This window comes from Pseudomonas sp. FP818, from assembly GCF_030687335.1.
Classification (GTDB): domain Bacteria; phylum Pseudomonadota; class Gammaproteobacteria; order Pseudomonadales; family Pseudomonadaceae; genus Aquipseudomonas; species Aquipseudomonas shahriarae.
This window is the reverse complement of record NZ_CP117427.1, coordinates 4,861,142-4,884,564: the sequence shown is the minus strand read 5'-3', so window position 1 is coordinate 4,884,564 and position 23,423 is coordinate 4,861,142. Positions and strand designations below refer to the sequence as shown.

Sequence of the window (23,423 nt, the reverse complement as noted above, 5' to 3'; positions counted from 1 at the left end):
CGGTCACTGTTACACCGAGGTTTTTTGATGTCGCTGCCGGCATTACTGCTAAATACCACTGCATTGTTGATTGCCTGCCCCGGCGCCGGGCTGCTGTTTGTGACCCGCCTGCGGGAGCAGCGGGCGATGGCCCAACTTGCCGCGCAAAGTGAAGAGCGGGCGATCGACCAGCCGATGCTGTTTCTGGATGTGCGTACCGAGCGCCGTCATCGCCTGGGCTACCGCCTCGGGTTTGCCTGTATCGGGCTGGCGTTAGTGACCTCCTGGCTCAGCACTCAATTGTAAAAATACCCCAAAACCACTGTGGGAGCGGGCTTGCTCGCAATAGCGGTGTGTCAGTCAAATAGTTATCAACTGACCCACCACCATCGCGGGCAAGCCCGCTCCCACATTGTGTTGTTCACGCTATTGGCTTACAGGACAATCCCTGCTTTAACCCGATATTGATTACGCACCGGCATCGCATATTGCAGCACCAGATACGGTCGGTGCTCCGCCGGGCAGGCATTCAAGCGTCGCTCCCACTCTGCTTTCGCCTTGGCCAACTCGTCCGCCGGGAACACCTCGGCAGCCGTCGGCACCTGCAATTGCGGGTCGGCGTCGCTCCATTGTGCGTAGGCCAGGTAATGCACGGGAAATAACCGGTAGCCCCCCAGAATCTGTCGGTCCATCTCGATGGCCAACTGTTTGGTGTCTTCAAAACGCTCGACAATCGGCGGCGCGAAGTTGACGTGGACCCGGCCCTTGTAGCCCGTGATGCCCAGGGCAATGCTCACGTCATCTTCACCTGGCGCTTTGGCGTAGGTGCCGGTGGTGGCGCGGATATACAGTTCGCGCGCCTTGGCCGCGTCGCACGGGTCGTATTCGTAGCTGATGGACACCGGCGTCAGGTTCAGCGACAGGATGACGTCAGCAAACGGCTCATCCTTGCGGCTCATATGGAACATCTTGAGGATCGCCGACTCAGTGCGATCATCCCCATCCTTGGCGCGGCCTTCGGCCTGGGCAATCCAGATCGACTGGCAGTCGTTACGGATCGAATGGTTGATGTAGGCCGACAGCAGTTGGTACGCCGCCATCTTCTCGCGTCGCCCGGTAATGGAGCGATGTACGATAAAACTCTTGTTCAGGCGCATCAGATCGCTGACAAACGGCTTCTGCAGCAGGTTGTCACCGATGGCAATGCGCGGTGTTGGCAGGCCGGCGTGGTACACCGCATAGTTGACGAAGGCCGGGTCCATCACGATATCGCGGTGGTTGGCCAGGAAAACATAGGCCGTACCGGACTTGAGCTGTTCGACCCCGGTATAGGTGACGCCGTCGGTCGCCCGGTCGATGGTGTGGTCGACGTAAAACTCGACTTTGTCCTGCAAGGTGGCGACGGTGGTCACACCGGCGAACTCACGGCGCAGCTTCTGGGCGATCAGCGGCTTGAGCAGCCAGCCGAAGGCGCCGGCAAAGCGCGGGAAGCGAAAGTGGGTCAGGATGTCCAGAAAGGCCTTGTCACTGAACAGCCGGGCCAGTACTGCCGGGACTTCGCTGTCGTTGTAAGGTCGGATGGTATCGAATTCGCCCATCATGCTCTCTTGTTAGAAACGGCTAGGGTAAGTAAAGGTTTGGATCGATAAGTGACAGGGCAGGTCTGAACAAATGGCATCAAACGAAAAAGCCCTGCAAATAGACCGGCGATTATACGCACAAGTCACCTGGGAGAGACCGCGATGCTAGAACCTGCGCTGTACGATTGTCCTTATTGTGGTGAAGAGGTCGAGACATCTGTGGATTTGTCCGGCGGTGACCAGAACTATATAGAGGACTGCCAGGTGTGCTGTCGGCCGATCAATTTCTACCTGCAGGTCCACGGCGAGGAATGGATGCTCGAAGTGCGCAGCGAGAATGAATAAGGGGGGCAGCCATGCAACGAATCTACGAACCGGAAAACCTGATGGAGGGCGAGTTGCTGCAGCAAATGCTCGCCAGCGAAGGTATCGACGCCCATCTGGTGGGGCGCCATCTGCTGGGTGGTACGGGTGAACTGCCGATCTTCGGCCTGTTGGGCCTGGAAGTGGAGAACGACCAGGCTGGTGAAGCCCGCGAGTTGATTACCGCCTATATCGGCGCCCAACCGCTACCCGGCGATGAACCCGACAGCTACCCCGACGTGCTGGTCTGTTAGGCTGTCGTTCGGTTTACCCAAGAGTCGTGTTGCCCCATGTGTGGACGTTATGCCCTGTTTCGCTGGAACCCCGCCTTCGCTGCCTTGCCGGGGTTCCCGGCGGATCAACAGGCCCAGTGGAATATTTCTCCCAATGATTCGGTGCTGATCCAGCGCGCTACCGACGGCCAGCGCACCCTGGCGCGGGCCCGCTGGGGGCTGACGCCCCCCTGGTTGACTGATCTGTCCCGCACCCCGGCCCATGCCCGCGCCGAAACCCTGGCCGAACAACCGATGTTTCGCGAGGCCTTTCGCCTGCGCCGCTGCCTGCTGCCAGCCAATGGCTTTTATGAATGGCGTGGCACCCAGCGCAAGCGGCCGTACTGGCTCACGCCGGGGGAGGGCTCGACGCTGTTCTTTGCGGCGATCTGGGAGGCTTATCCGGTGCAGGAGCAGGTGTGGTTGAGCGCGGCAGTGGTGACCCAGGCCGCGCAGAGCCAGCGCCGGCCGCTGATTCTGGATGCGGCGGGGCAGGAAGCCTGGCTCGATCCCGAGACGCCTTTGCATGTGTTGCAGGGGTTGCTGGCCGGTGAGCCGGCGGCGTTGCGTGAGCGGGTGCTGGCTAACATGGTCAATGATCCGAAGCTCAATGGGCCGGAGTGTTTGACCCCGGGTTGAGGCTGGGGGTTGAGTGGGGGATTCGCTGGCGCCATCGCAGGCAAGCCAGCTCCCACATTTTGATGGGTGAATACCTTCAAATGTGGGCGCTGGCTTGCCTGCGATACGGCCCTGAAGGCCGCTGAAACCTTTATACCTTGAACTGATTGATCAACCGCCGCTGCTGCTCCGCCAACTGGGTCAGCCCCGCACTGGCAGCACTGGACTCATCGGCACCGCCCGCCACCTCATTGGCCACCTGGCCGATATTGATCACATTGCGGTTGATGTCCTCGGCCACCGCACTCTGTTCCTCTGCCGCACTGGCAATCTGCGTGTTCATGTCATTGATCACCGACACGGCCTGGGTGATGGTCTCCAGGGCCTGGGCCGCCTTGGCCGCGTGCTGCACGCTTTCATCGGTACGCTGCTGGCTGTCTTCCATGACCCGTACCACGTCCCGCGTGCCTTGCTGCAATTGCTGGATCATGGCCTGGATTTCTTCGGTGGCCTTCTGGGTTTTCTGCGCCAGGTTGCGCACCTCGTCGGCCACTACCGCAAAGCCCCGGCCCTGTTCGCCAGCCCGTGCAGCTTCGATGGCGGCGTTGAGGGCCAGCAGGTTGGTCTGCTCGGCAATGCCGCGGATGGCAATCAGGATGGCATTGATGTTCTCGCTGTCCTTGGCCAGGGTCTGGACCACGCCCACTGCCTTGCCGATCTCCAGGGCCAGGGCGCCGATGGACGTGGAGGTGTCGCGCACAATCTGCATGCCCTGGCTCGCAGCCTGGTCGGCATGGGTGGCGGCTTGTGCGGCCTGGGTGGCATTGCGGGCCACGTCCTGGGCGGTGGCGGTCATCTCGTGCACGGCGGTGGCGACCTGGTCGATCTCGACCATTTGCTTGTGCACCCCGAGGTTGGTGCGGATGGCGATGTCGGCGGTGTGTTCCGACGAATCGCTGACTTTCTGCACCGAACTGACCACCTGGGTAATCATGCCCTGCAGCTTGATCAGAAAGGTATTGAAGCCGGCGGCAATCGCGCCCAGTTCGTCGGCGCGGTCACTGGTCAGGCGGCGTGTCAAATCGCCTTCGCCCTGGGCGATGTCATTGAGCATCGCCACCATCTGCTTGAGCGGCCGGGCAATGCCATGCCCCACCAGCCAGATCACCAGCAGGCCGATGCCGGCAATCACCAGACCAACCATGGTCATGCCGAAGATATCGGTTTTGCGCTGGGCGTCCAGGTCGCCCTGCAGCGCTTGCAAGTCGGCCATCACCGTGCCCAACGGCAGTTGCAGCATCAAGGTCCAGCGCGCATCGGTCTGGCCGATGTTGAAGGGCAGGAACAACTCGATCAGCCCCTGGGCCTGGTCGACGTCGTAGCGGACTTCGCCGACGTTCGGCTGGTTGAGGTGATCGATTGTATTTTTGTCGAACAGGTCGCTGGCTTTCTCTCCCAGCTTGCTGGCGTCCTTGGTATAGGCGACCAGGCGGCCATTGTTGGAAATCAGCGCCATTTCGCCGGCACCGTTGTACAGCTTCTGGTCGGCAGCGGTCAGCATTTCCTGGATGAAGTTAACCGACAGATCGGCGCCGACGATGCCCTGGAACTTTGCGTCGATCATGATCGGCTCGATAAACGAGGCCAGCATCACCGTGGTATTGCCTACGCGATAGGGCGCGGGGTCGATGACACAGGGTTTTTGGGTTTCCTTGGAGCAGAGGTAGTACTCACTGGCGCGGATGCCGGTGGAGAGAATTTTCTGGTCGGTCAGGTCGGCGAGTTTTTCCAGGCCCAGGCTGCCGTCCTGGTTGCGGAACCACCAGGGCATAAAGCGCCCGTTTGTGGGCTCTATGCCAACCACGGCGGTGTTCAGGTAGTTGGCGTCGTTGTGGTCGATGGCATTGGGTTCCCAGGCGATATAGGAGCCGAGGACTTTCGGGTTGCGCACCACGGTTTCGTGCAGCAGGTTGATCAGTTGTTCGCGGCTGACCTGCAATGGGGCGCCGCCGTTTGCGTCTTTCATGCCCATCAGTGCGTTGGTGGTGGCCAGGCCTTTGGCGGTCACCAGTGGCGCTTCCAGTTCGCGCTGGATCAGTGTGGCTTGAGTGTGGGCGAGTGCCGTGAGCCGTTGCTCGATGATCTGCTCGAATTGCGCCTGGGTGCGTGCCTGCACCATGTCCTGGGTCCGTGCGCCGGCGAACAGCGCGTACAGCACCAGGGCCGCCACGACGCTCAGCACGATGGCCCCGGCCAATGCCGCAACAGAAAACTGAATCGACTTGAATTTCATGGAAGCTCCGGGCGCTTAGGGCATCATCTGTTTTCTTATATCGGCCACAGGCGCTGCAGACATGAGGTGCTGCCCTGTAAAAGAATCAGGGGTGTCGTTTATAGAATGGTTGTGGGCGTGGGGGATGTCTGAAATCAGCGGTTATGCGTCAGGTGTATCTGGCGCAGATACAAGGGAGGGCCTAGGATATGCGCCATAATTTCAGGGAGAAGGCGCATGAAAAAATATTTGGCGGTAACGGCATTGAGCGCAGCCTTGCTGCTCGCCGGTTGCCAGTCGGTCAACACCACCAGTGGCGGCGCCGTGGGTGTGGAGCGCAAGCAGTACATGTTCAGCATGCTGTCGAGCCAGGAAGTCGACCAGATGTACGCGCAGTCGTACCAGCAGACCCTTGGCGAAGCCAGTGGCAAGGGCCTGCTGGACAAGACCAGCACCAACGCCAAACGTGTGCAGGCTATCGCCAAGCGCCTGATCGCCCAGGCTCCCACCTTCCGTCCGGATGCGGCGCAGTGGAAGTGGGAAGTGAACCTGATCAAAAGCGACGAGATGAACGCCAACTGCGGGCCTGGCGGCAAGATATTTGTCTACAGCGGGCTGATCGACACCCTCAAGTTGACCGATGATGAGCTGGCGGCGGTCATGGGCCATGAAATTGCCCACGCCCTGCGTGAACATGGCCGCGAAGCCATGTCCAAGGCCTACGGCATCGAGATGGCCAAGCAGGGCGCCGGCGCATTGTTGGGCCTGGGCCAGGACAGCATGGCGCTGGCCGATACCGTGGCCAACTACGGCATGACCTTGCCCAACAGCCGCAGCAACGAGAACGAAGCCGACCTGATCGGCCTGGAACTCTCGGCCCGCGCCGGTTACAACCCGAACGCGGCCATCACGCTCTGGAACAAAATGGCCAAGGCCTCCGAAGGCGCACCGCCTGAGTTCATGAGCACCCACCCGGCCTCCAGCAGCCGGATCGCCTCGTTGCAGGCGGCGATTCCCAAGGTGATGCCGTTGTACCAGCAGGCCAAGAAGTCCTGATAATCCAGGCCTTGTGACGATCCAAAGCTGGGAGCGGGCTTGCTCGCGATAGCGGTGGTTCAGTTAATTAATACGTGACTGATACAGCGCTATCGCAGGCAAGCCAGCTCCCACATTTGCAAAGGGTTACAACCAGCCGCTGCTTTGCATGGCCTTGTACACCGCCACCAGCGCCAGGATAAAGAACGCCGAGGCCGCCAGGCGCCGAATCAGGGTCAGCGGTAGTTTCTCCGCGGCGAAATTCCCCGCCAGAACCACCGGCACGTTGGCAATCAGCATGCCCAGGGTGGTACCGATAATCACCAGCCACAACTCCGGGTATTGCGCCGCCAGCATCACCGTGGCGATCTGCGTCTTGTCCCCGATTTCTGCGATGAAGAACGCAATCAGCGTGGTCAGGAACGGCCCGAACTTGCGTGAAGTACTGGCCTCGTCATCGTCGAGCTTGTCCGGCACCAGGGTCCACAGGGCCGTGGCGCAGAAGCTCGCAGCGAGTATCCAGTGCAACACCGCATCCGAGAAGAAACTGCCAAACCAGGCACCCACGGCACCGGCGGCGGCGTGGTTGGCCAGGGTCGCGGCGATGATGCCGGCGATGATCGGCCAGGGTTTGCGAAAGCGTGCGGCGAGGATGAGCGCGAGCAATTGCGTCTTGTCGCCGATTTCGGCCAAGGCAACGATTGCGGTAGGAACGAGGAGTGAATCCAGCATCAGGTAGGTTTCCAGGGGCGGGTCGACACGGCTATGACACGTACAGCCTTCCCGCCCCGGGTAAGGTGTGCGTGTCATAGGTCTTGTCAAACCCCGGTCCGTCTGTGCGGACTCCTGGGTCGCATACGCCATGGTCTGCTGACCAAGTATGTTGACGTATGCCGGACGAGCATGTTGCTCGTGGGAGACTACTCCCCTAGGACGGAGCGGATTCTGCCTTGGCAAAATCCATTCGGCAAGCGTTCTTTTTCAAACGCCCGTCAGCCGCGCTTGGCACGGTAGATGCGAAAACCCTGGCCCTCGGCCTTGACTGCGCACACGCCCAGATGCTCTTCGATCAGTGGTTGGTACTTCAGGAAGCTGTTGGCAACTAGCCGAAGTTCGCCACCGTTTTTCAGATGTTGGCGTGCTTTTCGCAGCAGGTTTTCCGTAGCGAAATAATCCGTATGCACCCCGACATGGAACGGCGGGTTGCTCAGAATCGCATCCAGGCCCATGGGCGCGGCGTCGATGCCATCACCGGTCAGCACTTCGCCTTCCAGGCCATTGGCCTCCAGGGTCAGGCGACTGCTGGCGGTGGCGAAGGCGTCCACGTCGAGCAGCGTCACGGTGTTGTGCGGATAGCGCCGCTTGACCGCCGCGCCGAGCACGCCGGCGCCACAGCCGAAGTCCAGCAGATGACCGCTGGGCAGCTTGTCCAGGTGTTCGAGCAAAAGCGCGGTGCCGCGATCCAGGCGGCCATGGCTGAACACGCCGGGCAAGCTGACGACCTTGAGCGGCCCGTCGGCCAGTGGCACTTCAAAGACCTCGGCCAGGCTTGCCAGGTCGGGGGCTGCCGGGGCGTCGGCCACGGTGGCCAGCCACAGCTGGCAGTGCCGCGCATTGTCGAGCTTGCGTGGTTTGCCGAAGGCGTTCAGTTGCTTGGCGGCGCTTTCGATGCCGCCGCGTTTTTCGCCCACCAGGTACAACTCGGCGCCCGACAGCCGTGCCGCCACAGCCTTGAGGATGTAGTCGGCGAGGTCCTTGGACTTGGGCAGGAATACCACGGCTGTGTCGAAGGCACGCTGCGGTACATTCACCCCGAAATGGCTGCGCTCGGCAAACCGCGCATCCAGCGCCGCCTGATCGCCCGCATGCCAGCACCAGCCATGGGCATTGGGCAGGCGGCCCAGCAGGTCGTCGGCGGGCAGGCCGGCCAGTAACACATTGCCTTGAAAAAGTTCGGCCTGACGAAGCAGTACTTCACTGCGCGGATCCATGGTCTGTTCCCTGAAAAAGGAGCGCAGTTTATCAACTGACGACGCGCTGCGGTGCTCCGCTGAAAAAGCCCCGGGCGTTTTCGGTCAATTGGCCGACGATCCGTTGCCGCGCTTCGCGACTGCCCCACGCACTGTGTGGGGTGATGATCAGCCGTGGGATGTCGCTCGCCAGCAGCGGGTTGCCGGCGGTCGGCGGTTCGACGCTCAGCACATCGGTGGCCGCGCCCCCCAGATGACCGCCGCGCAGGGCGTCTGCCAAGGCCTGTTCATCAATCAGGCCACCGCGTGCGGTGTTGACCACGAACGCGCCCGGCTTGAGCAGCGCCAGTTCGCGGGCGCCGATAAAGTGCCGCGTATGTTCGTTGAGCGGGCAATGCAGGGTCAGGGCGTCGATCTGCGGCAGCAGTTCGTCCAGTGGCACCCGATCTGCGCGGGGCGGGCGACCGGGGATGGCGCCCAGCACTACGCGCATGCCAAAGGCTTCAGCCAGACGCGCGACGGCGCCGCCCAGTTCGCCATGGCCCAGTAAACCCAGGGTTTTGCCTTCCAGCTCGACAATCGGGTAGTCCAGCAGGCAGAACTGCTTGGCTTGCTGCCACAGCCCGGCATCGACGTCTTTTTGATAGTCCTTCAGGCGCGTGGCGAGGTTGAGCAGCAGCATGATCGTGTGTTGCGCCACTGACGGCGTGCCGTAACCCTGGCAGTTACTCACGGTAATGCCCTGGGTGCGGGCGGCGGCCAGGTCGACGTTGTTGGTGCCGGTGGCGGCGATCAGGATCAGTTTCAGGTCAGGGCAGGCGGCCATCGTCTGGGCGTTGATCAGGATCTTGTTACTGATCGCTACCTGGGCGCCTTGCAGGCGCTCGACCACTTGATCGGCCGAGGTCTGTTCGCACAACTGCAAGTCGCTGAAGGTCTCCCGCAACCCGCTGAGGTCAAGGTCCCCCTGGTCCAGGGAAGGGTGATCAAGGAAGACGGCGCGGCGATTGTTCGTCATCAACTGTACCTTTTGCGACAGGGTTCGAAGGCGTAATCTGCCGAGCCTACCAGATGAAATAATCAGTTACTTCTTGGAGTGTGCATGTACCTCACCGAGTTTTTGACCGTGGCGTTGATTCACCTGCTGGCCGTGGCCAGCCCCGGGCCGGACTTTGCCGTGGTGGTACGCGAGAGCGTTACCCATGGCCGGCGTGCCGGCACTTGGACGGCGTTGGGCGTCGGTTCGGCGATTTTCCTTCACGTTGGCTACTCGTTGCTCGGTATCGGTTTGATCGTGTCCCAGTCCATCGTGCTGTTCAACGCCTTGAAATGGGCGGCGGCGGCCTACCTGTTGTATATCGGCTTCAAAGCCCTGCGGGCGCAGCCGGCCAAGCCTGCCAGTGAAGAAGACTTGCACCGCGAAGTGGGCGAGCGCAGTGCCCGCGGCGCCTTTACCTCGGGCTTTGTGACCAATGGCCTGAACCCCAAGGCCACGCTGTTTTTCCTGTCGCTGTTCACCGTGGTGATCAACCCCCACACGCCGCTGGCCATCCAGGCCGGTTATGGCCTGTACCTGGCCGTGGCTACCGCCCTGTGGTTCTGCATGGTGGCCATGTTGTTCAGCCAACAGCGCGTGCGCGCCGGGTTTGCGCGCATGGGCCATTGGTTTGATCGGAGCATGGGTGCGGTGCTGATTGCCATTGGCGTGAAAGTGGCCCTCACCGAGCGCTAAAGGCGCCGCTGGCTGAATGAATGCTGGCGTAAAGCTAGCATTCATCCGGCTCTGCAAATCATTCCTTCGGCTGATTTGGCCGGCGTGCAAGGTCTCTACAGTGCAAATCCTTTAGCCAAGACCGTGCAGTCATAAAAAGGGATTCGTATGTTGCAGACTCGTGTTATCCCGCCCGCCGAAGGCGCCTACCAATACCCGCTGTTGATCAAGCGCCTGTTGATGTCGGGTGCGCGCTACGAGAAAACCCGGGAAATCGTCTACCGCGACAAGCTGCGCTACACCTACCCCACCCTGATCGAACGCGTCGCCCGCCTGGCCAATGTGCTGACCGCAGCCGGGGTCAAGGCCGGTGATACCGTGGCCGTGATGGACTGGGACAGCCACCGTTACCTGGAATGCATGTTCGCCATTCCGATGATTGGCGCGGTGATTCACACCATCAACGTGCGCCTGTCGCCAGAGCAGATCCTCTACACGATGAACCACGCCGAGGACCGCTTTGTGCTGGTCAACAGCGAGTTCGTCGGCCTGTACCAGGCCATTGCCGGCCAATTGACCACCGTCGACAAAACCCTGCTGCTGACCGATGGCGACGAGAAAACCGCCGATCTGCCCAACCTGGTAGGCGAGTACGAAACGCTATTGGCCGCTGCCAGCACGCACTACACCTTCGAGGACTTCGACGAGCATTCGGTGGCTACCACCTTCTACACCACCGGTACCACCGGTAACCCCAAGGGTGTGTATTTCACCCACCGCCAACTGGTGCTGCACACCATCGGCGTGGCGACCATCATGGGCAGCGTCGACAGCGTGCGCCTGCTGGGCACCAACGATGTGTACATGCCCATCACGCCGATGTTCCACGTCCACGCCTGGGGCTTGCCGTATGTGGCGACCATGCTCGGCCTCAAGCAGGTCTACCCCGGCCGCTACGACCCGGAATACCTGGTGGAGTTGTGGCGCAAAGAGAAGGTCACGTTCTCCCACTGTGTGCCGACCATCCTGCAGATGCTGCTCAACGCCAAGGCCGCCCAGGGCGTGGATTTTGGCGGGTGGAAAATCGTGATTGGCGGCAGCGCCCTCAACCGCTCGCTGTATGAAGCAGCCAAGGCCCGTGGCATCCAGTTGACAGCGGCCTATGGCATGTCCGAGACCGGCCCGCTGGTGTCCTGTGCCCACCTCAACGAAGAACTGATGGCCGGCAGCGAAGACGAGCGCACCACCTACCGGATCAAGGCCGGTGTGCCGGGGCCGTTGGTGGAAGCCGCGATCATCGACGGGGACGGCAACTTCCTCCCGGCCGATGGCGAGTCCCAGGGCGAACTGGTGCTGCGCGCGCCATGGCTCAGCGAGGGGTATTTCAACGAGCCGCAGAAGGGCGCCGAACTCTGGGAAGGCGGCTGGATGCACACCGGCGACGTGGCCACCCTCGATGCCTTCGGTGTGATCGACATTCGCGACCGTATCAAGGACGTGATCAAGACCGGCGGCGAGTGGATTTCATCCCTGGCCCTTGAAGACCTGGTCAGCCGTCACCCGGCGGTACGCGAAGTAGCGGTGGTCGGGATTGCCGACCCGCAGTGGGGCGAGCGTCCGTTTGCCCTGTTGGTGGTCCGTGAAGGCCACGGGATTGGCGCCCGCGAACTCAAGGAACACCTCAAGCCGTATGTCGAGCAGGGCCACCTGAGCAAGTGGGCAATTCCAAGTCAGATTGCCATTGTTACGGAAATTCCCAAGACCAGCGTCGGTAAGCTGGACAAGAAACGTATCCGTATCGACATCATTGAATGGCAGGCCAATAACAGCACCTTCCTGTCCACGCTCTGAGCCCTTGTGCCGTGCCCGTTCGGGCACGGCAATGCTCTATTACAAGCCTTCGCCTTGTCATTTGCCGAATTTCAGCCATCCTCTTTTGCGTCAGCCCTCGCTGACATGGCGAAAGGGCTGTCGCAGACGGGTTGGTGATGCAAATCACACTTTAGAGGGATCAAGCGGTACCCCCTGCTGGCTATAGTCCCTCCCAGAGTTTTTCAAGGATGCGGCGCTGCGGTCCTGGGTGGTCCGGTGGCTGTCTGGCATTGGAATCGTTGTATTCCGGCCGTTACAAGCGTGTTTGAAAAGGCTCACTGCCATAACAATAAAATGCACATGGAGTAGCGTCGATGACCTCAGTAAATCAGTTCTGGCGCCGGGCGAGATTACCCCTGGCGGTCAGTCTTGCCTCGACCCTCGCCGGGCCCGCATTCGGCGTCAGTTTCAACATTGGTGAGGTCGAAGGCAGCTTCGACTCGTCCCTGTCGGTGGGGGCCAGCTGGAGCACGGCCAAGCCCGATCGCGACCTGATTGGTGTCAACAACGGTGGCAAGGGGCTGTCGCAGACCTCCGATGACGGTCACTTGAACTTCAAGCGCGGGGAGACGTTCTCGAAGATCTTCAAGGGCATCCATGACCTGGAACTGAAGTACGGCGATACCGGTGTATTCGTGCGTGGCAAATACTGGTACGACTTCGAACTCAAGGATGAAGGCCGCGAGTTCAAGGACATCAGCGACCACAATCGCAAAGAGGGCGCCAAGTCTTCCGGCGGGCAGATTCTCGATGCGTTCATCTACCACAACTACTCCATTGCCGATGCGCCGGGTTCGGTGCGTTTTGGTAAGCAAGTAGTGAGCTGGGGTGAAAGTACTTTCATTGGCGGTGGTATCAACTCCGTCAACCCGATCGACGTGTCTGCGTTCCGTCGTCCGGGCGCCGAAATCAAGGAAGGCCTGATTCCGGTCAACATGTTCTACGTGTCGCAATCCTTGACCGATAACCTGTCGGCAGAAGCGTTCTACCAGTTGGAATGGGATCAGACGATCACCGACAACTGCGGGACATTCTTCTCGCAGCCGGATGTGATTGCTGACGGCTGCAACGATAACTTGCGCTTGCTCAGCAAGCGTTCAGTGATCGCGGCGGGCGGTGGTTTGCCGTTGATGAACGCGTTTGGCGTGAACATCAATGAGGAGGGTGTGCTGGTCAAGCGTGGCCCTGATCGCGACGCACGTGATAGCGGTCAGTTCGGCGTGGCGATGCACTACAACTTTGAGCCGCTGGATACTGAGTTCGGCGCGTATTTCATGAACTATCACAGCCGTGCGCCGATTTTCAGCGCCAGGGGCGCCTCCGCTGCGACCTACGCAGCAGCTAACGCATTGACGTTTACACCTGGCGCCAGTCAGTTGCGTCCTCTCATTGTGGCCGGTAACTCCAGCTACTTTGTCGAGTACCCGGAGGATATTCGGCTGTATGGCTTGAGCTTCTCCACCACGCTGGCGACAGGGACCGCCTGGAGTGGTGAATTGAGCTATCGGCCGAATGCGCCAGTGCAACTCAATACCACCGATATTTTGTATGCGGGCGTAACGCCGCTGTTGGGCCTGGGGGACGCTTCGCCACTTAAAGGCTCTGCTGACCAGGATCTGAACGGCTACCGGCGTAAGGAAGTTACCCAGTTCCAGACGACCTTTACGCACTTCTTCGATCAAGTGATGGGAGCAAGTCGCTTGACGTTGGTCGGTGAAGTGGGCGTGACCCACGTCGGTGGCCTGGAAAGCAGTAACAAAGCACGTTACGGGCGTGATCCGGTGTATGGCCCTGGGCAAGGCGCTCTTTGTGCAACGCTTAACGGCGGAACAATTGCCGGTGCCGGACCTGGCACCGATGCCAGCAACCTTACTGCCAATTGCAACAATGATGGCTTCACTACCGCCACTTCCTGGGGCTACCGTGGCCGGGCAATCTGGGAATACCCGGATGTCTTCGCCGGCGTGAACCTCAAGCCTAACGTGGCGTGGTCCCATGATGTGAACGGTTACTCGCCAGGTCCTGGCGGCAACTTTGAAGAAGGTCGCAAAGCGGTGAGCCTGGGGCTGGACGCGGAATACCAGAACACCTACACGGCGAGTCTGGCCTACACCAACTTCTTTGGTGGCGACTACAACACCTCGGTTGACCGCGATTTCGTGGCCCTGAGTTTCGGCGCGAACTTCTAAGTACACTGCATTTCAGGAAGACCAGAACATGAAAATAACCAAAAGTCTGTTGCACGTGGGTGTGCTGGGACTGTCGATCATGGCCAGCAGCGTCATGGCGGCCGTCTCGGCGGATGAAGCCGCCAAGCTGGGCACCACGTTGACCCCGATGGGCGCGGAAATGGCCGGCAACGCTGCCGGCACCATCCCTGCCTGGAAAGCCCTGCCAACCAACGCCGGCGCCGTGGACGCCAAAGGCTTCCTGGCCAACCCGTATGCCAGCGAGCAGCCGCAGTTCATCATCACCGCGCAGAACGTCGAGCAGTACAAAGACAAGCTGGCGCCGGGGCAGTACGCGATGTTCAAGCGCTACCCTGAAACCTTCAAGATGCCGGTGTACACCACCCATCGCGGTGCCACCGTGCCGGCGCAAGTGTTCGCCTCCATCAAGAAAAACGCCACCAGCACCAACCTGGTAGGCGGTGGTAACGGCCTGGAAAACTTCGAAACCGCGATTCCGTTCCCAATCCCGAAAAGCGGGGTCGAGGTGATCTGGAACCACATCACCCGTTATCGCGGCGGCAGCGTGACACGCCTGGTAACCCAGGCCACGCCACAGGCCAACGGCTCGTACAGCCTGGTGTACTTCCAGGACCAGTTCGTGTTCCGCGACAAGATGAAGGATTACGATCCGGCAAATCCGGGCAACATCCTGTTCTACTTCAAGCAGAAAGTGACCGCTCCTGCGCGTCTGGCCGGTGGTGTATTGCTGGTGCACGAAACCCTGGACCAGGTAAAGGAACCGCGCGCCGCGTGGGTCTATAACGCCGGCCAGCGTCGTGTGCGCCGCGCGCCGCAAGTGTCCTATGACGGGCCGGGGACTGCCGCCGATGGCCTGCGGACTTCCGACAACCTCGACATGTACAACGGCGCTCCGGATCGCTACGACTGGAAGCTGGAAGGCAAGAAGGAAATCTACATCGCCTCCAACAGCTACAAACTCGACGATCCGAAGCTCAAGTACGCCGACATCATCAAGGCCGGCCACATCAACCAGGACCTGGCGCGTTATGAACTGCGCCGCGTCTGGCACGTGGTCGCCACCTTGAAGGAAGGCCAGCGCCATATCTATGCCAAGCGTGACTTCTACATCGACGAAGACACCTGGCAAGCAGCGGTGATCGACCATTACGACGGTCGTGGCCAACTGTGGCGTGTAGCGGAAGCCCATGGCGAGAACTACTACGACAAGCAAGTGCCGTGGTACGCCCTCGAAACCCTCTACGACCTGCAGTCCGGCCGCTACCTGGCCCTGGGCATGAAGAACGAAGAGAAACAGGCCTATGACTTCGGCTTCACTGCCACCACCAGCGACTTCACCCCGGCGGCTCTGCGTCAGGATGGTGTTCGCTAAACAGCGCTAGACAAGTCCGCACCTGTGGGGGTGGGCTTGTGTGGGAGCGGGCAAGTCCGCTCCCACACAAGCCCATCCCCACATTTGTTTTTGGGCATCCGGAAAATAGTTGGTTATTTCTTGTTGTAGTCTTTTTCAGACAAATGTTGCAAAGATCTACAAAGCGACGGCTTTTAACGCTAGTCTGCGGACATCTGCAATGCCGACCACAGCCTACTACAAGAGCCCGGCGATGACTGATCTGTCCCCAATCCAAGGGCCTGCCAGTGCGATAATCCCCACGCTGGAAGGGCGCTTCTACCGACCCCCGCTGCCCGATGGCTATGTGCTGCGCCCGCGTTTGTGCGAGCGCTTGAGCGCCGGCCTGGACGGGCGTCTATTACTGGTCAGCGCGCCGGCCGGGTTTGGCAAGAGCTCGCTGGCGGTGGAGTTCTGCCAAAGCCTGCCTGATCACTGGCATAGCCTGTGGCTGGGCCTCAGTTCGCGGGACAGTGATCCGGGACGCTTCCTTGAGCGCCTGCTGGAAGGTTTGCAGCAGTATTTCCCGCAGGTCGGCACCCAGGCCCTGGGTTTGTTGAAAATGCGCCAGCGCCATCAGCCGTTTGCCTTTGAAGAGTGGCTTGATGGCCTGCTCGACGAATTGACCGTCCACCTGTCCACACGTACCCCGTTACTACTGGTGCTGGATGACTACCACCTGGCCCAGGGCCCGGTGCTGGATCGCTGCCTGCAATTCTTTCTCAACCATTTGCCCGATGGCCTGTTGGTGCTGGTCACCAGCCGCCAGCGTCCCGACTGGCATTTGGCACGGTTGCGTTTGTCCCGGCATCTGCTGGAGTTGCATGAACAAGACCTGCGCCTGACCAACGACGAATCCCTGGCCTTGCTCGAGAGTCATAGCAGCTCGTTGCGCGGTGAAGCCTTGGACAACCTGATCCGTCGCAGCGAAGGCTGGGTGGCCGGCCTGCGTTTCTGGTTGCTGGCGGCCTCCGAAGCCGGCAACGAGGCCGACTTGCCCCAGGGCCTGCATGGTGGGGAGGGGCTGATCCGTGACTATCTGCTGGAAGAGGTGATCGACTGCCTGCCGCCGGAAGTCCAGGCCTTCCTTTACGACACGGCCTCCCAGGAGCGTTTTTGCAGCGAGTTGTGCGATGCCGTGCGCGAGGCCCATGACAGCGCGGAAATCCTGCGCTACCTGCAAGCCCATCAGGTGTTCCTGGTGCCGCTGGACGAGCAGGGCCACTGGTACCGTTATCACCACCTGTTTTCCGATTTACTGCGCACCCGGCGCTCGCCAAATGCGATGTTGCCGGCCGCCAGCCTGCACCTGCGCGCCTGCCGCTGGTTCAACGCCCAGGGCTTGCTCGATGAGGCCGTGGAGCAAGCACTGCGTGCCGGGCATCCGGATGTGGCGGCGAATCTGGTGCAGAACCTGTCCGAAGAACAACTGCTGGCCGAGCAGAACGTCGGCATGCTCCTGCGCTGGAAGATGGACTTGCCCGACAGCCTGTTGATCAGCACGCCGCGCTTGATCGTGCTCTATAGCTGGGCGCTGGGGCTGGCTTGCCAGTTGGATGCGGCGGAAGAGTTGTCCAGCCATCTCAGCCGCTTCCTGCCGGCACCGTCGGCCACTGCGCAGAAGTCGATGCTCGCCCAGTGGCTGGCCCTCAGCGGCATCATCGCCCGTGGGCGCGGCGACCGGGAACTGACCCACTTGTATTGCACAGAGGCCCTGGAAAGCCTGCCGCACAAGCGTTACGGCCAGCGTTTGATGTGCCTGTCGACCTTGTCGAACCTGGCCATCGTCGACGCCGACCTGTGGCGTGCGCGGGGCTTGAATCGCGAATCCCTGGAACTGGCGCAACGCGTCGGCAACCCGCTGTTCGAGGCCCTGGCCCATTACGACCGGGCACGGGTGCTGCAGGCGCGTGGGGAAATCCTGCGTTCCCTGGAGGAGGTGCGCGAGGGCCTGCAACGCTTGCAGGGCCTGGCATCCCAGCGCCTGTATGCGGTGCGCGCACGCCTGTCGTTGTATGAAGGGTTCCTGCTGCTGATGCGTTGCCAGCCGGAGGCCGGCCTGTTGCGTTTGCGTACAGGGCTTGCCGAAGCCCGCGCCTGCCGGGATATCAGCGTGTTGATCGGCCACTGTGTCATCGCCAACCTTGAGGGGCGCCGTGGCGATTTTCCCAAGGCCTTTGCCGAACTGGCCGAAGCCGAGCGCTTGATGCATATCTGGGACGTGCCGCCGATCTACTACCTGGCCATGATCACCCTGATCAAATGCGAGTTGTGGCTGGCCCAGGGCCGTACCGACCTGGCCGATGCCTGGCTGGTGCGCCTGGGGCAAACCTATAACGGCGAGCAGGCTGCCGCCGCCCCGGAGTTTCATCCGCACCTGGCGCAACATATCGAACTGCAACAGGCGGCCCTGGATGCTATTCGTGGCCAGTGCGAAAGCGCCCGGCGTCGACTCGATGGGTTGGCGCGGCAAGCCGAAGGCAAAGGCCAGCAGATGATCGCGGTGATGGCCCTGAACCAGCACGTGCTGTTGTTGCTGGATGACGGCCAGGCAATGTCAGCCCGGCCGCTGTTTGCCCGCGCCTTGCAAATGGCCAGCGGTGGCGCGTTGCAACCCTTCCAGCGCCTGTTGGAACGTTATCCCGACTGGGTACGCGAGCAACTGGGCCAGGCGCCGAACGATTTGATGCGGCAAAGCCTCTGGGCCCTGCTGCCGGCGGTTGCCCCGCGCGAGCCGGTCGAAACCAGCCATTCCAGCGAAACCTTGAGCGCCCGTGAGCTGGCAGTGCTGCAGTTGATCGCCCAAGGGTGCTCCAACCAGGAAATCAGCAACCAGTTGTTTATCTCGCTGCACACCGTCAAGACCCACGCCAGTCATATCAACAGCAAACTGGGGGTCGAGCGCCGCACCCAGGCAGTCGCGCGGGCGCAGGAGATGGGGTTGTTGGGGTAAGGGGGAGACTTGCGCCGCAAAAGCCGGATAATGGCGGCCAATTCGTTTGCTCCGCTATTCTGGTAATCCCGCATGGAAATCAAGGTCAATTTTCTCGACAATCTCCGGCTTGAAGCCAAGTTCGATGACTTCACCGTGGTGGCCGACCAGCCGATTCGCTACAAGGGCGATGGCTCGGCCCCCGGTCCGTTCGACTACTTCCTGGCTTCGTCGGCGTTGTGTGCGGCTTACTTTGTGAAGTTGTACTGCAGCACGCGCAATATCCCCACGGACAATATCCGCCTGTCGCAGAACAATATTGTCGACCCGGAAAACCGCTACAACCAGATCTTCAAGATTCAGGTCGAGTTGCCGGCGGATATTTCCGACAAGGATCGCCAGGGCATCCTGCGCTCCATTGACCGCTGCACGGTCAAGAAAGTGGTACAGGCCGGGCCCGAGTTTGTTATCGAAGAGGTGGAAAACCTCGACGCCGACGCCCAGGCGTTGCTGATGCCGGCGGCTGCGGCAGACGCGGGCACCTTCATCGCGGGCAAGGACCTGCCGTTGGAGCAGACCATCGCCAACATGTCGGCCATTCTCGCGGGCCTGGGCATGAAGATTGAAATCGCCTCGTGGCGCAATATCGTGCCCAATGTCTGGTCGTTGCATATCCGCGATGCCCATTCGCCGATGTGCTTTACCAACGGCAAGGGCGCGACCAAGGAAGGCGCACTGGCGTCGGCCCTGGGAGAGTTTATCGAGCGCCTGAACTGCAATTTCTTCTACAACGACCAGTTCTGGGGCGAAGACATCGCCAACGCGGCGTTTGTGCATTACCCGGAGGAGCGCTGGTTCAAGCCCGGCCGTAAAGACGCGCTGCCGACGGAAATCCTCGACGAGTACTGCCTGAAAATCTACAACCGCGATGGCGAGTTGCGCGGCTCACACCTGATCGATACCAACTCCGGCAATGAAGAACGTGGCATCGTCTCACTGCCGTTTGTGCGTCAGTCTGACGGCGAGGTGGTGTATTTCCCCTCCAACCTCATCGAAAACCTCTACCTGAGCAACGGCATGAGTGCCGGTAACACCTTGGCTGAGGCCCAGGTGCAGTGCCTGTCGGAGATTTTCGAGCGTGCGGTGAAGCGCGAAATCATTGAAGGTGAATTCGCCTTGCCGGATGTCCCGGCTGAAGTGCTGGCCAAATACCCAAGCATCCTCGCCGGTATCCAGGCCCTGGAAGAGCAGGGTTTCCCGGTGCTGGTCAAGGATGCGTCCCTGGGCGGCGAGTTCCCGGTGATGTGCGTGACCCTGATGAACCCGCGCACCGGCGGCGTATTTGCCTCGTTTGGCGCCCACCCAAGCCTGGAAGTGGCGCTGGAGCGAAGCCTTACCGAGTTGCTTCAGGGCCGCAGCTTCGAAGGCCTGAACGACTTGCCGCAGCCGACCTTTGAAGGGCATGCGGTGACCGAGCCGAACAACTTTGTCGAGCACTTCATCGACTCCAGCGGCGTGGTGTCGTGGCGCTTCTTCAGTGCCAAGTCCGATTACGCGTTCGTGGAGTGGGATTTTTCCGGCCAGGGCGAAGACTCCAACGCCGAAGAGGCCGCGACTTTGTTCGGTATTCTCGAAGGCATGGGCAAGCAGGTCTACATGGCGGTGTACGAGCATATCGGCGCCAAGGCCTGCCGCATCCTAGTGCCGGACTATTCGGAAATCTATCCGGTTGACGACCTGATCTGGGATAACACCAACAAGGCGTTGTTCTTCCGCGCCGATATCCTCAACTTGCACAGCCTGGATGAAGACGGCCTGCAAGCGCTGGTCGAGCGCCTGGTGGAAAGTGAACTGGATGATTACACCGATATCACCACCCTGATCGGCATCGAATTTGACGACAACACGGCTTGGGGCCAGTTGACGATCCTTGAGTTGAAGCTGCTGATCTATCTCGCCTTGCAGCAGTATGAAGAGGCGAAGGAAGCGGTGGAGATGTTCCTGCAATACAACGACAACACCGTCGAACGCGGCCTGTTCTACCAGGCAGTGAATGCGGTGCTGGAGATGCAGTTGGACGAGGATTTGGAGCTGGAAGACTACGAGGCCAACTTCCGCCGGATGTTTGGCAACGAGCGCATGGACGCCGCCATTGGTTCGGTGGAGGGCAGCGTGCGGTTCCATGGTTTGACCCCGACCAGCATGAAGCTCGAAGGCCTGGATCGACACCTGCGGCTGATCGACAGCTACAAAAAACTGCACGCCGCACGGGCCAACAGCTAGAAGGGAGTCCTTATGCACGCCACAACCCCCGACTGATCCGCGAAACCTTCCCCGTCGGCCCTTTGCAGTGCAACTGCACAATCATCGGCGGGTCACCAAGAAGGCCATCGTGGTCGATCCGTATGGCAACCATGAGCTGATCCTGGCGCGGCGCGGCTCGACGCGCTGGGCCTGGGCCTTAAGGTGGTGAGCATCATCCACACCGATGCGCACCTGGGCCACTTCCTGGCTTCCGGCCAGTTGAAAGACAAGACCTGCGCCACGCTGCACCTGCACAAGGAAGATTGTCTTTCTGGGCTGCCCAATACGCTTGGTTTTAGCAACTGAAAAAGTAATCCGAATCGCTCAATCACGAAGCCAAATGTCATAAGCGAAAGACTGGTTCGGTTCCAAGCCGGCAAGGCTCCCTCAGCGGCAAAAAACACTCATGGATCGTTCAGGTCAGATATTAAGTTATCCTTGTTTGAACGATTGTAGATTCGATTCCGGTCAGCTAGCAGCGATTGTTAAATTTATAAGTAAGACACGTAGACGTGTAGATGTTTTTTTCTTACTTAGGCTCCATATGTAGTGGTCTAATAAAAATTGAAATGCTCTAGTGTTCGGCTCAAGGATCGAATGTTGTAGGCTTAACAGAAATACCGCTCACCCAGAATGGGTATTTTTTTGCGTTCCTAAGTTAATCATTTGCTGTCTCTATGATTCGGCGTAGAGTAAATGCACCGCGCAACTCTCCTAGAGCAAAGCCGCGGGCTTTATCCTGTGGGTATCGTTGATCTATTACCGCAGCCAGTTCCGGCTTTAGCTCCTTACCATGGCATCCTAAACACGCCTCACCTGTGGGAATAGCCTTCATCATTCGGAATTCACCCTTTACGATTTCCGAATACGCTAAACCAGATAATGCTTCACCTGCCGCAGCGCGCTTAACAAACTGCTCAAGGATCTGCCTTTCCCAAACATCTGGCGCGTTATCCGGATTTCGAACCTTTAATGCTGTCCGACCCACAACCCACGGTGTTTGACTATGCTGATCAGCAATTTGTGGTGCGAGCAACTGGCAAGCCTCAACGGCGTTAACCGCTCCGCCTGTTTGCATCGCTGATTTCACGGTGTCCATAAGATGCTGCTGGAAGGGGGGAATAAGAGTAGCCCCTTCAGCAGTCATCTTTTCGAGGTCGTCAGCATAGGCTGCAACGCTCAATGCTCCGCTCAGAAAAATCGTTACCATCCGCATATCAATTTCCTCATACTTTTCTCGATCGAACTGTTGGGGTTAACAAACATGGCCTTGACGGGGTGGTGAGTCACGATCTAAAACGTGCATCTGCCCTTGTCAGGTAGCGACGGTATTGACGCATGCCAATTATTTAAGTGAGTCAATTAACGACAGCAACTCAGAGCACGTTAAGAGTCATTTTCAGGTAGCAAGTGCCACTTCCTTAAAATGGAGGTAACTGACCGGCCCGCATGTTCACTTGCACGGATGGGTGGATAAGTGTCGGCGTACCGAAGGTGGCATTCCGCGCTTGGCGCATAGCAACGAAATCTGCTTCGCTGGTGCCCATGATGCACATGGACGTTATGAGTTCGTTGCTCTGCAATGGTTGTTTCATTGCGGTATTCATCTCGACCCGGGACCTTATAGTCGGGTCACTGACAACATAGCTATAGGTATGCTTAGCGGAGTCAAAAAAAGCTTCTACATGTGGTTTCATGATGGAATTCTCTTTTCGATATACGAAGTGGAGTGCTGATCTACCAACGGGCTCTGGTAAGGAACCGTGATCAGTGCTGCGATCTAAACCACCAGGGGCACCTTCAGGCGCCCGCTAGTGTGCAACGGTTGCCGCTCAGCAACGGTTACAGGTTTTGATGCCTAGCAACGTATAGACAGGGCAGAAACGGAAAATGCCAGTGGCCAGCGGCACCAAACCTATCCAACCCCACACGCCGATCACACCGGATAGACTGAGGCCAATGAGAAGCAGACCAGCGACAACGCGCAGGCTACGGTCAATGGTTCCAATGTTCGCTTTCATGGCGATCTCCCGATCAATGGCTGCGCCGGGTCTCCAGCGCAGTAAACAACAACATGCCGGCCAGCATGGCCAACATGAACACAATCACTTGCCAGCTTCCTGTCAGCAGAATTGCCACGGCGGGGCCAGGACAGATGCCTGCTATTCCCCAGCCGATGCCGAACAACAGGCTCCCGCCAATCAAGCGCGGGTCCAACTCACGTTTGATCGGTAGCTGCATTGGCCTTCCCAGCAGAGAACTTGATTGCTGTCGCGCCCAGGTTAGCGGGCCAACGGCTATGCCGATCGCCCCGACCATGACCAACGCCAAGGAAGGATCCCAGGCACCGGTTAAATCGAGGAAAGCGAGTACTTTGCTCGGATTGGCCATGCCTGCCAGAAGCAGACCCAAGCCGAACAGCAGACCCGCAATGAATGCACTCAGTTTGGTCATGTCCAACCCCCCAGCAGATGACGCAAGACAAACACTGTGGCGAAACCACTGAACATGAAGCACGCAGTGGCAACCATCGATCGCGGCGAAAGGCGCGATATGCCGCACACCCCATGGCCACTGGTGCAACCTGAACCATATCGTGTGCCGATGCCCACCAATACACCGGCGACGATCAATTCGAACCAGCCACTTTGGAACTCAATCTGCGGCAGCGTGGCGAACAAGCCCCATAGAAGAGGCGCGATGAGCAGGCCCAGGAGAAAAAGTGCTTTCTCACTCACCCCCTCGCTCCCACGCTGTAAAAAACTGCCGATCAGACCGCTGATGCCTGCGATACGCCCGTTGGCGACGACGAATAGACTGGCCGCCAAGCCAATCAATGCACCGCCTGCAAGGGATGACCAGGGAGTGAAGTTGAGCCAGTCGACATTCATGAAGCTTCTCCGGCACAAAATTGT

General features: G+C 59.7%; 20 protein-coding genes, 4 pseudogenes and 1 riboswitch. Of the genes and pseudogenes, 12 read left to right on the top strand and 12 right to left on the bottom strand.

What is annotated here, in order from left to right:
- The first annotated feature begins 27 nt into the window (after positions 1 to 27).
- Positions 28 to 285 (top strand): hypothetical protein, encoded by a 258-nt coding sequence (locus PSH80_RS22130; RefSeq protein ID WP_305418317.1) that lies wholly within the window; start codon positions 28 to 30, stop codon positions 283 to 285.
- Between the two features lie 128 nt (positions 286 to 413).
- Here PSH80_RS22130 and PSH80_RS22125 read toward each other — a convergent pair whose 3' ends face one another.
- Positions 414 to 1,577, bottom strand: coding sequence for a 1-acyl-sn-glycerol-3-phosphate acyltransferase (locus PSH80_RS22125; protein WP_169959755.1), 1,164 nt, complete (start codon positions 1,575 to 1,577; stop codon positions 414 to 416).
- A 144-nt stretch (positions 1,578 to 1,721) separates the two neighbouring features.
- On the opposite strand from PSH80_RS22125, the gene PSH80_RS22120 reads away from it, so the two are divergent.
- The 3 genes from PSH80_RS22120 to PSH80_RS22110 are packed head-to-tail and all read left to right on the top strand — an operon-like array spanning position 1,722 to position 2,833.
- On the top strand, positions 1,722 to 1,904 hold the full coding sequence (locus PSH80_RS22120; RefSeq protein WP_057438139.1) for a CPXCG motif-containing cysteine-rich protein: 183 nt from the start codon (positions 1,722 to 1,724) through the stop codon (positions 1,902 to 1,904).
- Positions 1,905 to 1,915: 11 nt separating this feature from the next.
- Positions 1,916 to 2,176 (top strand): putative signal transducing protein, encoded by a 261-nt coding sequence (locus PSH80_RS22115; protein ID WP_057444473.1) that lies wholly within the window; start codon positions 1,916 to 1,918, stop codon positions 2,174 to 2,176.
- A 36-nt stretch (positions 2,177 to 2,212) separates the two neighbouring features.
- Positions 2,213 to 2,833: an SOS response-associated peptidase gene (locus tag PSH80_RS22110; RefSeq protein ID WP_057438144.1), complete on the top strand. Its 621-nt coding sequence runs from the start codon at positions 2,213 to 2,215 to the stop codon at positions 2,831 to 2,833.
- 130 nt (positions 2,834 to 2,963) lie between these two features.
- On the opposite strand, the gene PSH80_RS27485 is transcribed toward PSH80_RS22110, so the two are convergent.
- Both PSH80_RS27485 and PSH80_RS27480 read right to left on the bottom strand, forming a co-directional pair.
- Positions 2,964 to 3,668 (bottom strand): methyl-accepting chemotaxis protein, encoded by a 705-nt coding sequence (locus tag PSH80_RS27485; RefSeq protein WP_370693750.1) that lies wholly within the window; start codon positions 3,666 to 3,668, stop codon positions 2,964 to 2,966.
- Positions 3,669 to 3,869: 201 nt separating this feature from the next.
- Positions 3,870 to 3,926: pseudogene (locus PSH80_RS27480) on the bottom strand (hypothetical protein); the annotation flags it as partial.
- 1,395 nt (positions 3,927 to 5,321) lie between these two features.
- On the opposite strand from PSH80_RS27480, the gene PSH80_RS22100 reads away from it, so the two are divergent.
- The gene (locus PSH80_RS22100; protein WP_057958473.1) at positions 5,322 to 6,140 is read left to right on the top strand and encodes a M48 family metallopeptidase; all 819 of its coding nucleotides are present in this window, start codon (positions 5,322 to 5,324) and stop codon (positions 6,138 to 6,140) included.
- Positions 6,141 to 6,266: 126 nt separating this feature from the next.
- Here PSH80_RS22100 and PSH80_RS22095 read toward each other — a convergent pair whose 3' ends face one another.
- From PSH80_RS22095 to PSH80_RS22085, 3 genes are all read right to left on the bottom strand, one after another.
- Positions 6,267 to 6,851, bottom strand: a complete 585-nt coding sequence (locus PSH80_RS22095) for a TMEM165/GDT1 family protein (protein ID WP_057438151.1) — start codon at positions 6,849 to 6,851, stop codon at positions 6,267 to 6,269.
- Positions 6,852 to 6,940: 89 nt separating this feature from the next.
- Positions 6,941 to 7,060, bottom strand: a riboswitch (yybP-ykoY riboswitch).
- A 51-nt stretch (positions 7,061 to 7,111) separates the two neighbouring features.
- A complete protein-coding gene (locus tag PSH80_RS22090) occupies positions 7,112 to 8,110 on the bottom strand; it encodes a class I SAM-dependent methyltransferase (RefSeq protein ID WP_057958474.1) in 999 nt (332 codons plus the stop codon).
- Between the two features lie 31 nt (positions 8,111 to 8,141).
- Positions 8,142 to 9,107 (bottom strand): 2-hydroxyacid dehydrogenase, encoded by a 966-nt coding sequence (locus PSH80_RS22085; protein ID WP_128592808.1) that lies wholly within the window; start codon positions 9,105 to 9,107, stop codon positions 8,142 to 8,144.
- Between the two features lie 84 nt (positions 9,108 to 9,191).
- Here PSH80_RS22085 and PSH80_RS22080 point away from each other — a divergent pair, with 84 nt between their 5' ends.
- The 7 genes and pseudogenes from PSH80_RS22080 to PSH80_RS22050 form a co-directional block, all read left to right on the top strand.
- A complete protein-coding gene (locus tag PSH80_RS22080; protein WP_057438156.1) occupies positions 9,192 to 9,821 on the top strand; it encodes a LysE family translocator in 630 nt (209 codons plus the stop codon).
- Between the two features lie 147 nt (positions 9,822 to 9,968).
- Positions 9,969 to 11,651, top strand: a complete 1,683-nt coding sequence (locus PSH80_RS22075; protein WP_057438159.1) for a fatty acid--CoA ligase — start codon at positions 9,969 to 9,971, stop codon at positions 11,649 to 11,651.
- A 335-nt stretch (positions 11,652 to 11,986) separates the two neighbouring features.
- The gene (locus PSH80_RS22070; RefSeq protein ID WP_057958477.1) at positions 11,987 to 13,861 is read left to right on the top strand and encodes a DUF1302 domain-containing protein; all 1,875 of its coding nucleotides are present in this window, start codon (positions 11,987 to 11,989) and stop codon (positions 13,859 to 13,861) included.
- Positions 13,862 to 13,889: 28 nt separating this feature from the next.
- The gene (locus tag PSH80_RS22065; RefSeq protein WP_057958478.1) at positions 13,890 to 15,254 is read left to right on the top strand and encodes a DUF1329 domain-containing protein; all 1,365 of its coding nucleotides are present in this window, start codon (positions 13,890 to 13,892) and stop codon (positions 15,252 to 15,254) included.
- A gap of 232 nt (positions 15,255 to 15,486) precedes the next feature.
- A complete protein-coding gene (locus PSH80_RS22060; protein WP_120734134.1) occupies positions 15,487 to 18,225 on the top strand; it encodes a LuxR C-terminal-related transcriptional regulator in 2,739 nt (912 codons plus the stop codon).
- 72 nt (positions 18,226 to 18,297) lie between these two features.
- Entirely contained in the window at positions 18,298 to 20,487 is a 2,190-nt protein-coding gene (locus PSH80_RS22055; protein WP_057958480.1) for an OsmC domain/YcaO domain-containing protein, read from the top strand.
- A gap of 32 nt (positions 20,488 to 20,519) precedes the next feature.
- Positions 20,520 to 20,772, top strand: a pseudogene (locus PSH80_RS22050) (MBL fold metallo-hydrolase); the annotation flags it as partial.
- A 59-nt stretch (positions 20,773 to 20,831) separates the two neighbouring features.
- Here PSH80_RS22050 and PSH80_RS22045 read toward each other — a convergent pair.
- The 6 genes and pseudogenes from PSH80_RS22045 to PSH80_RS22020 all read right to left on the bottom strand — a co-directional run.
- A pseudogene (locus PSH80_RS22045) lies at positions 20,832 to 20,912 on the bottom strand (hypothetical protein); the annotation flags it as partial.
- Between the two features lie 254 nt (positions 20,913 to 21,166).
- A complete protein-coding gene (locus tag PSH80_RS22040; protein ID WP_305418308.1) occupies positions 21,167 to 21,724 on the bottom strand; it encodes a DUF3365 domain-containing protein in 558 nt (185 codons plus the stop codon).
- 205 nt (positions 21,725 to 21,929) lie between these two features.
- A pseudogene (locus PSH80_RS22035) lies at positions 21,930 to 22,137 on the bottom strand (MBL fold metallo-hydrolase); the annotation flags it as partial.
- A gap of 203 nt (positions 22,138 to 22,340) precedes the next feature.
- A complete protein-coding gene (locus tag PSH80_RS22030; protein ID WP_081044184.1) occupies positions 22,341 to 22,529 on the bottom strand; it encodes a DUF2892 domain-containing protein in 189 nt (62 codons plus the stop codon).
- Positions 22,530 to 22,542: 13 nt separating this feature from the next.
- Entirely contained in the window at positions 22,543 to 22,962 is a 420-nt protein-coding gene (locus PSH80_RS22025) for a DUF6691 family protein (protein WP_057958483.1), read from the bottom strand.
- Positions 22,959 to 23,399, bottom strand: a complete 441-nt coding sequence (locus PSH80_RS22020) for a YeeE/YedE family protein (RefSeq protein ID WP_057958484.1) — start codon at positions 23,397 to 23,399, stop codon at positions 22,959 to 22,961. Before PSH80_RS22020 ends, PSH80_RS22025 begins: the two co-directional genes overlap by 4 nt.
- Positions 23,400 to 23,423: the final 24 nt, after the last annotated feature.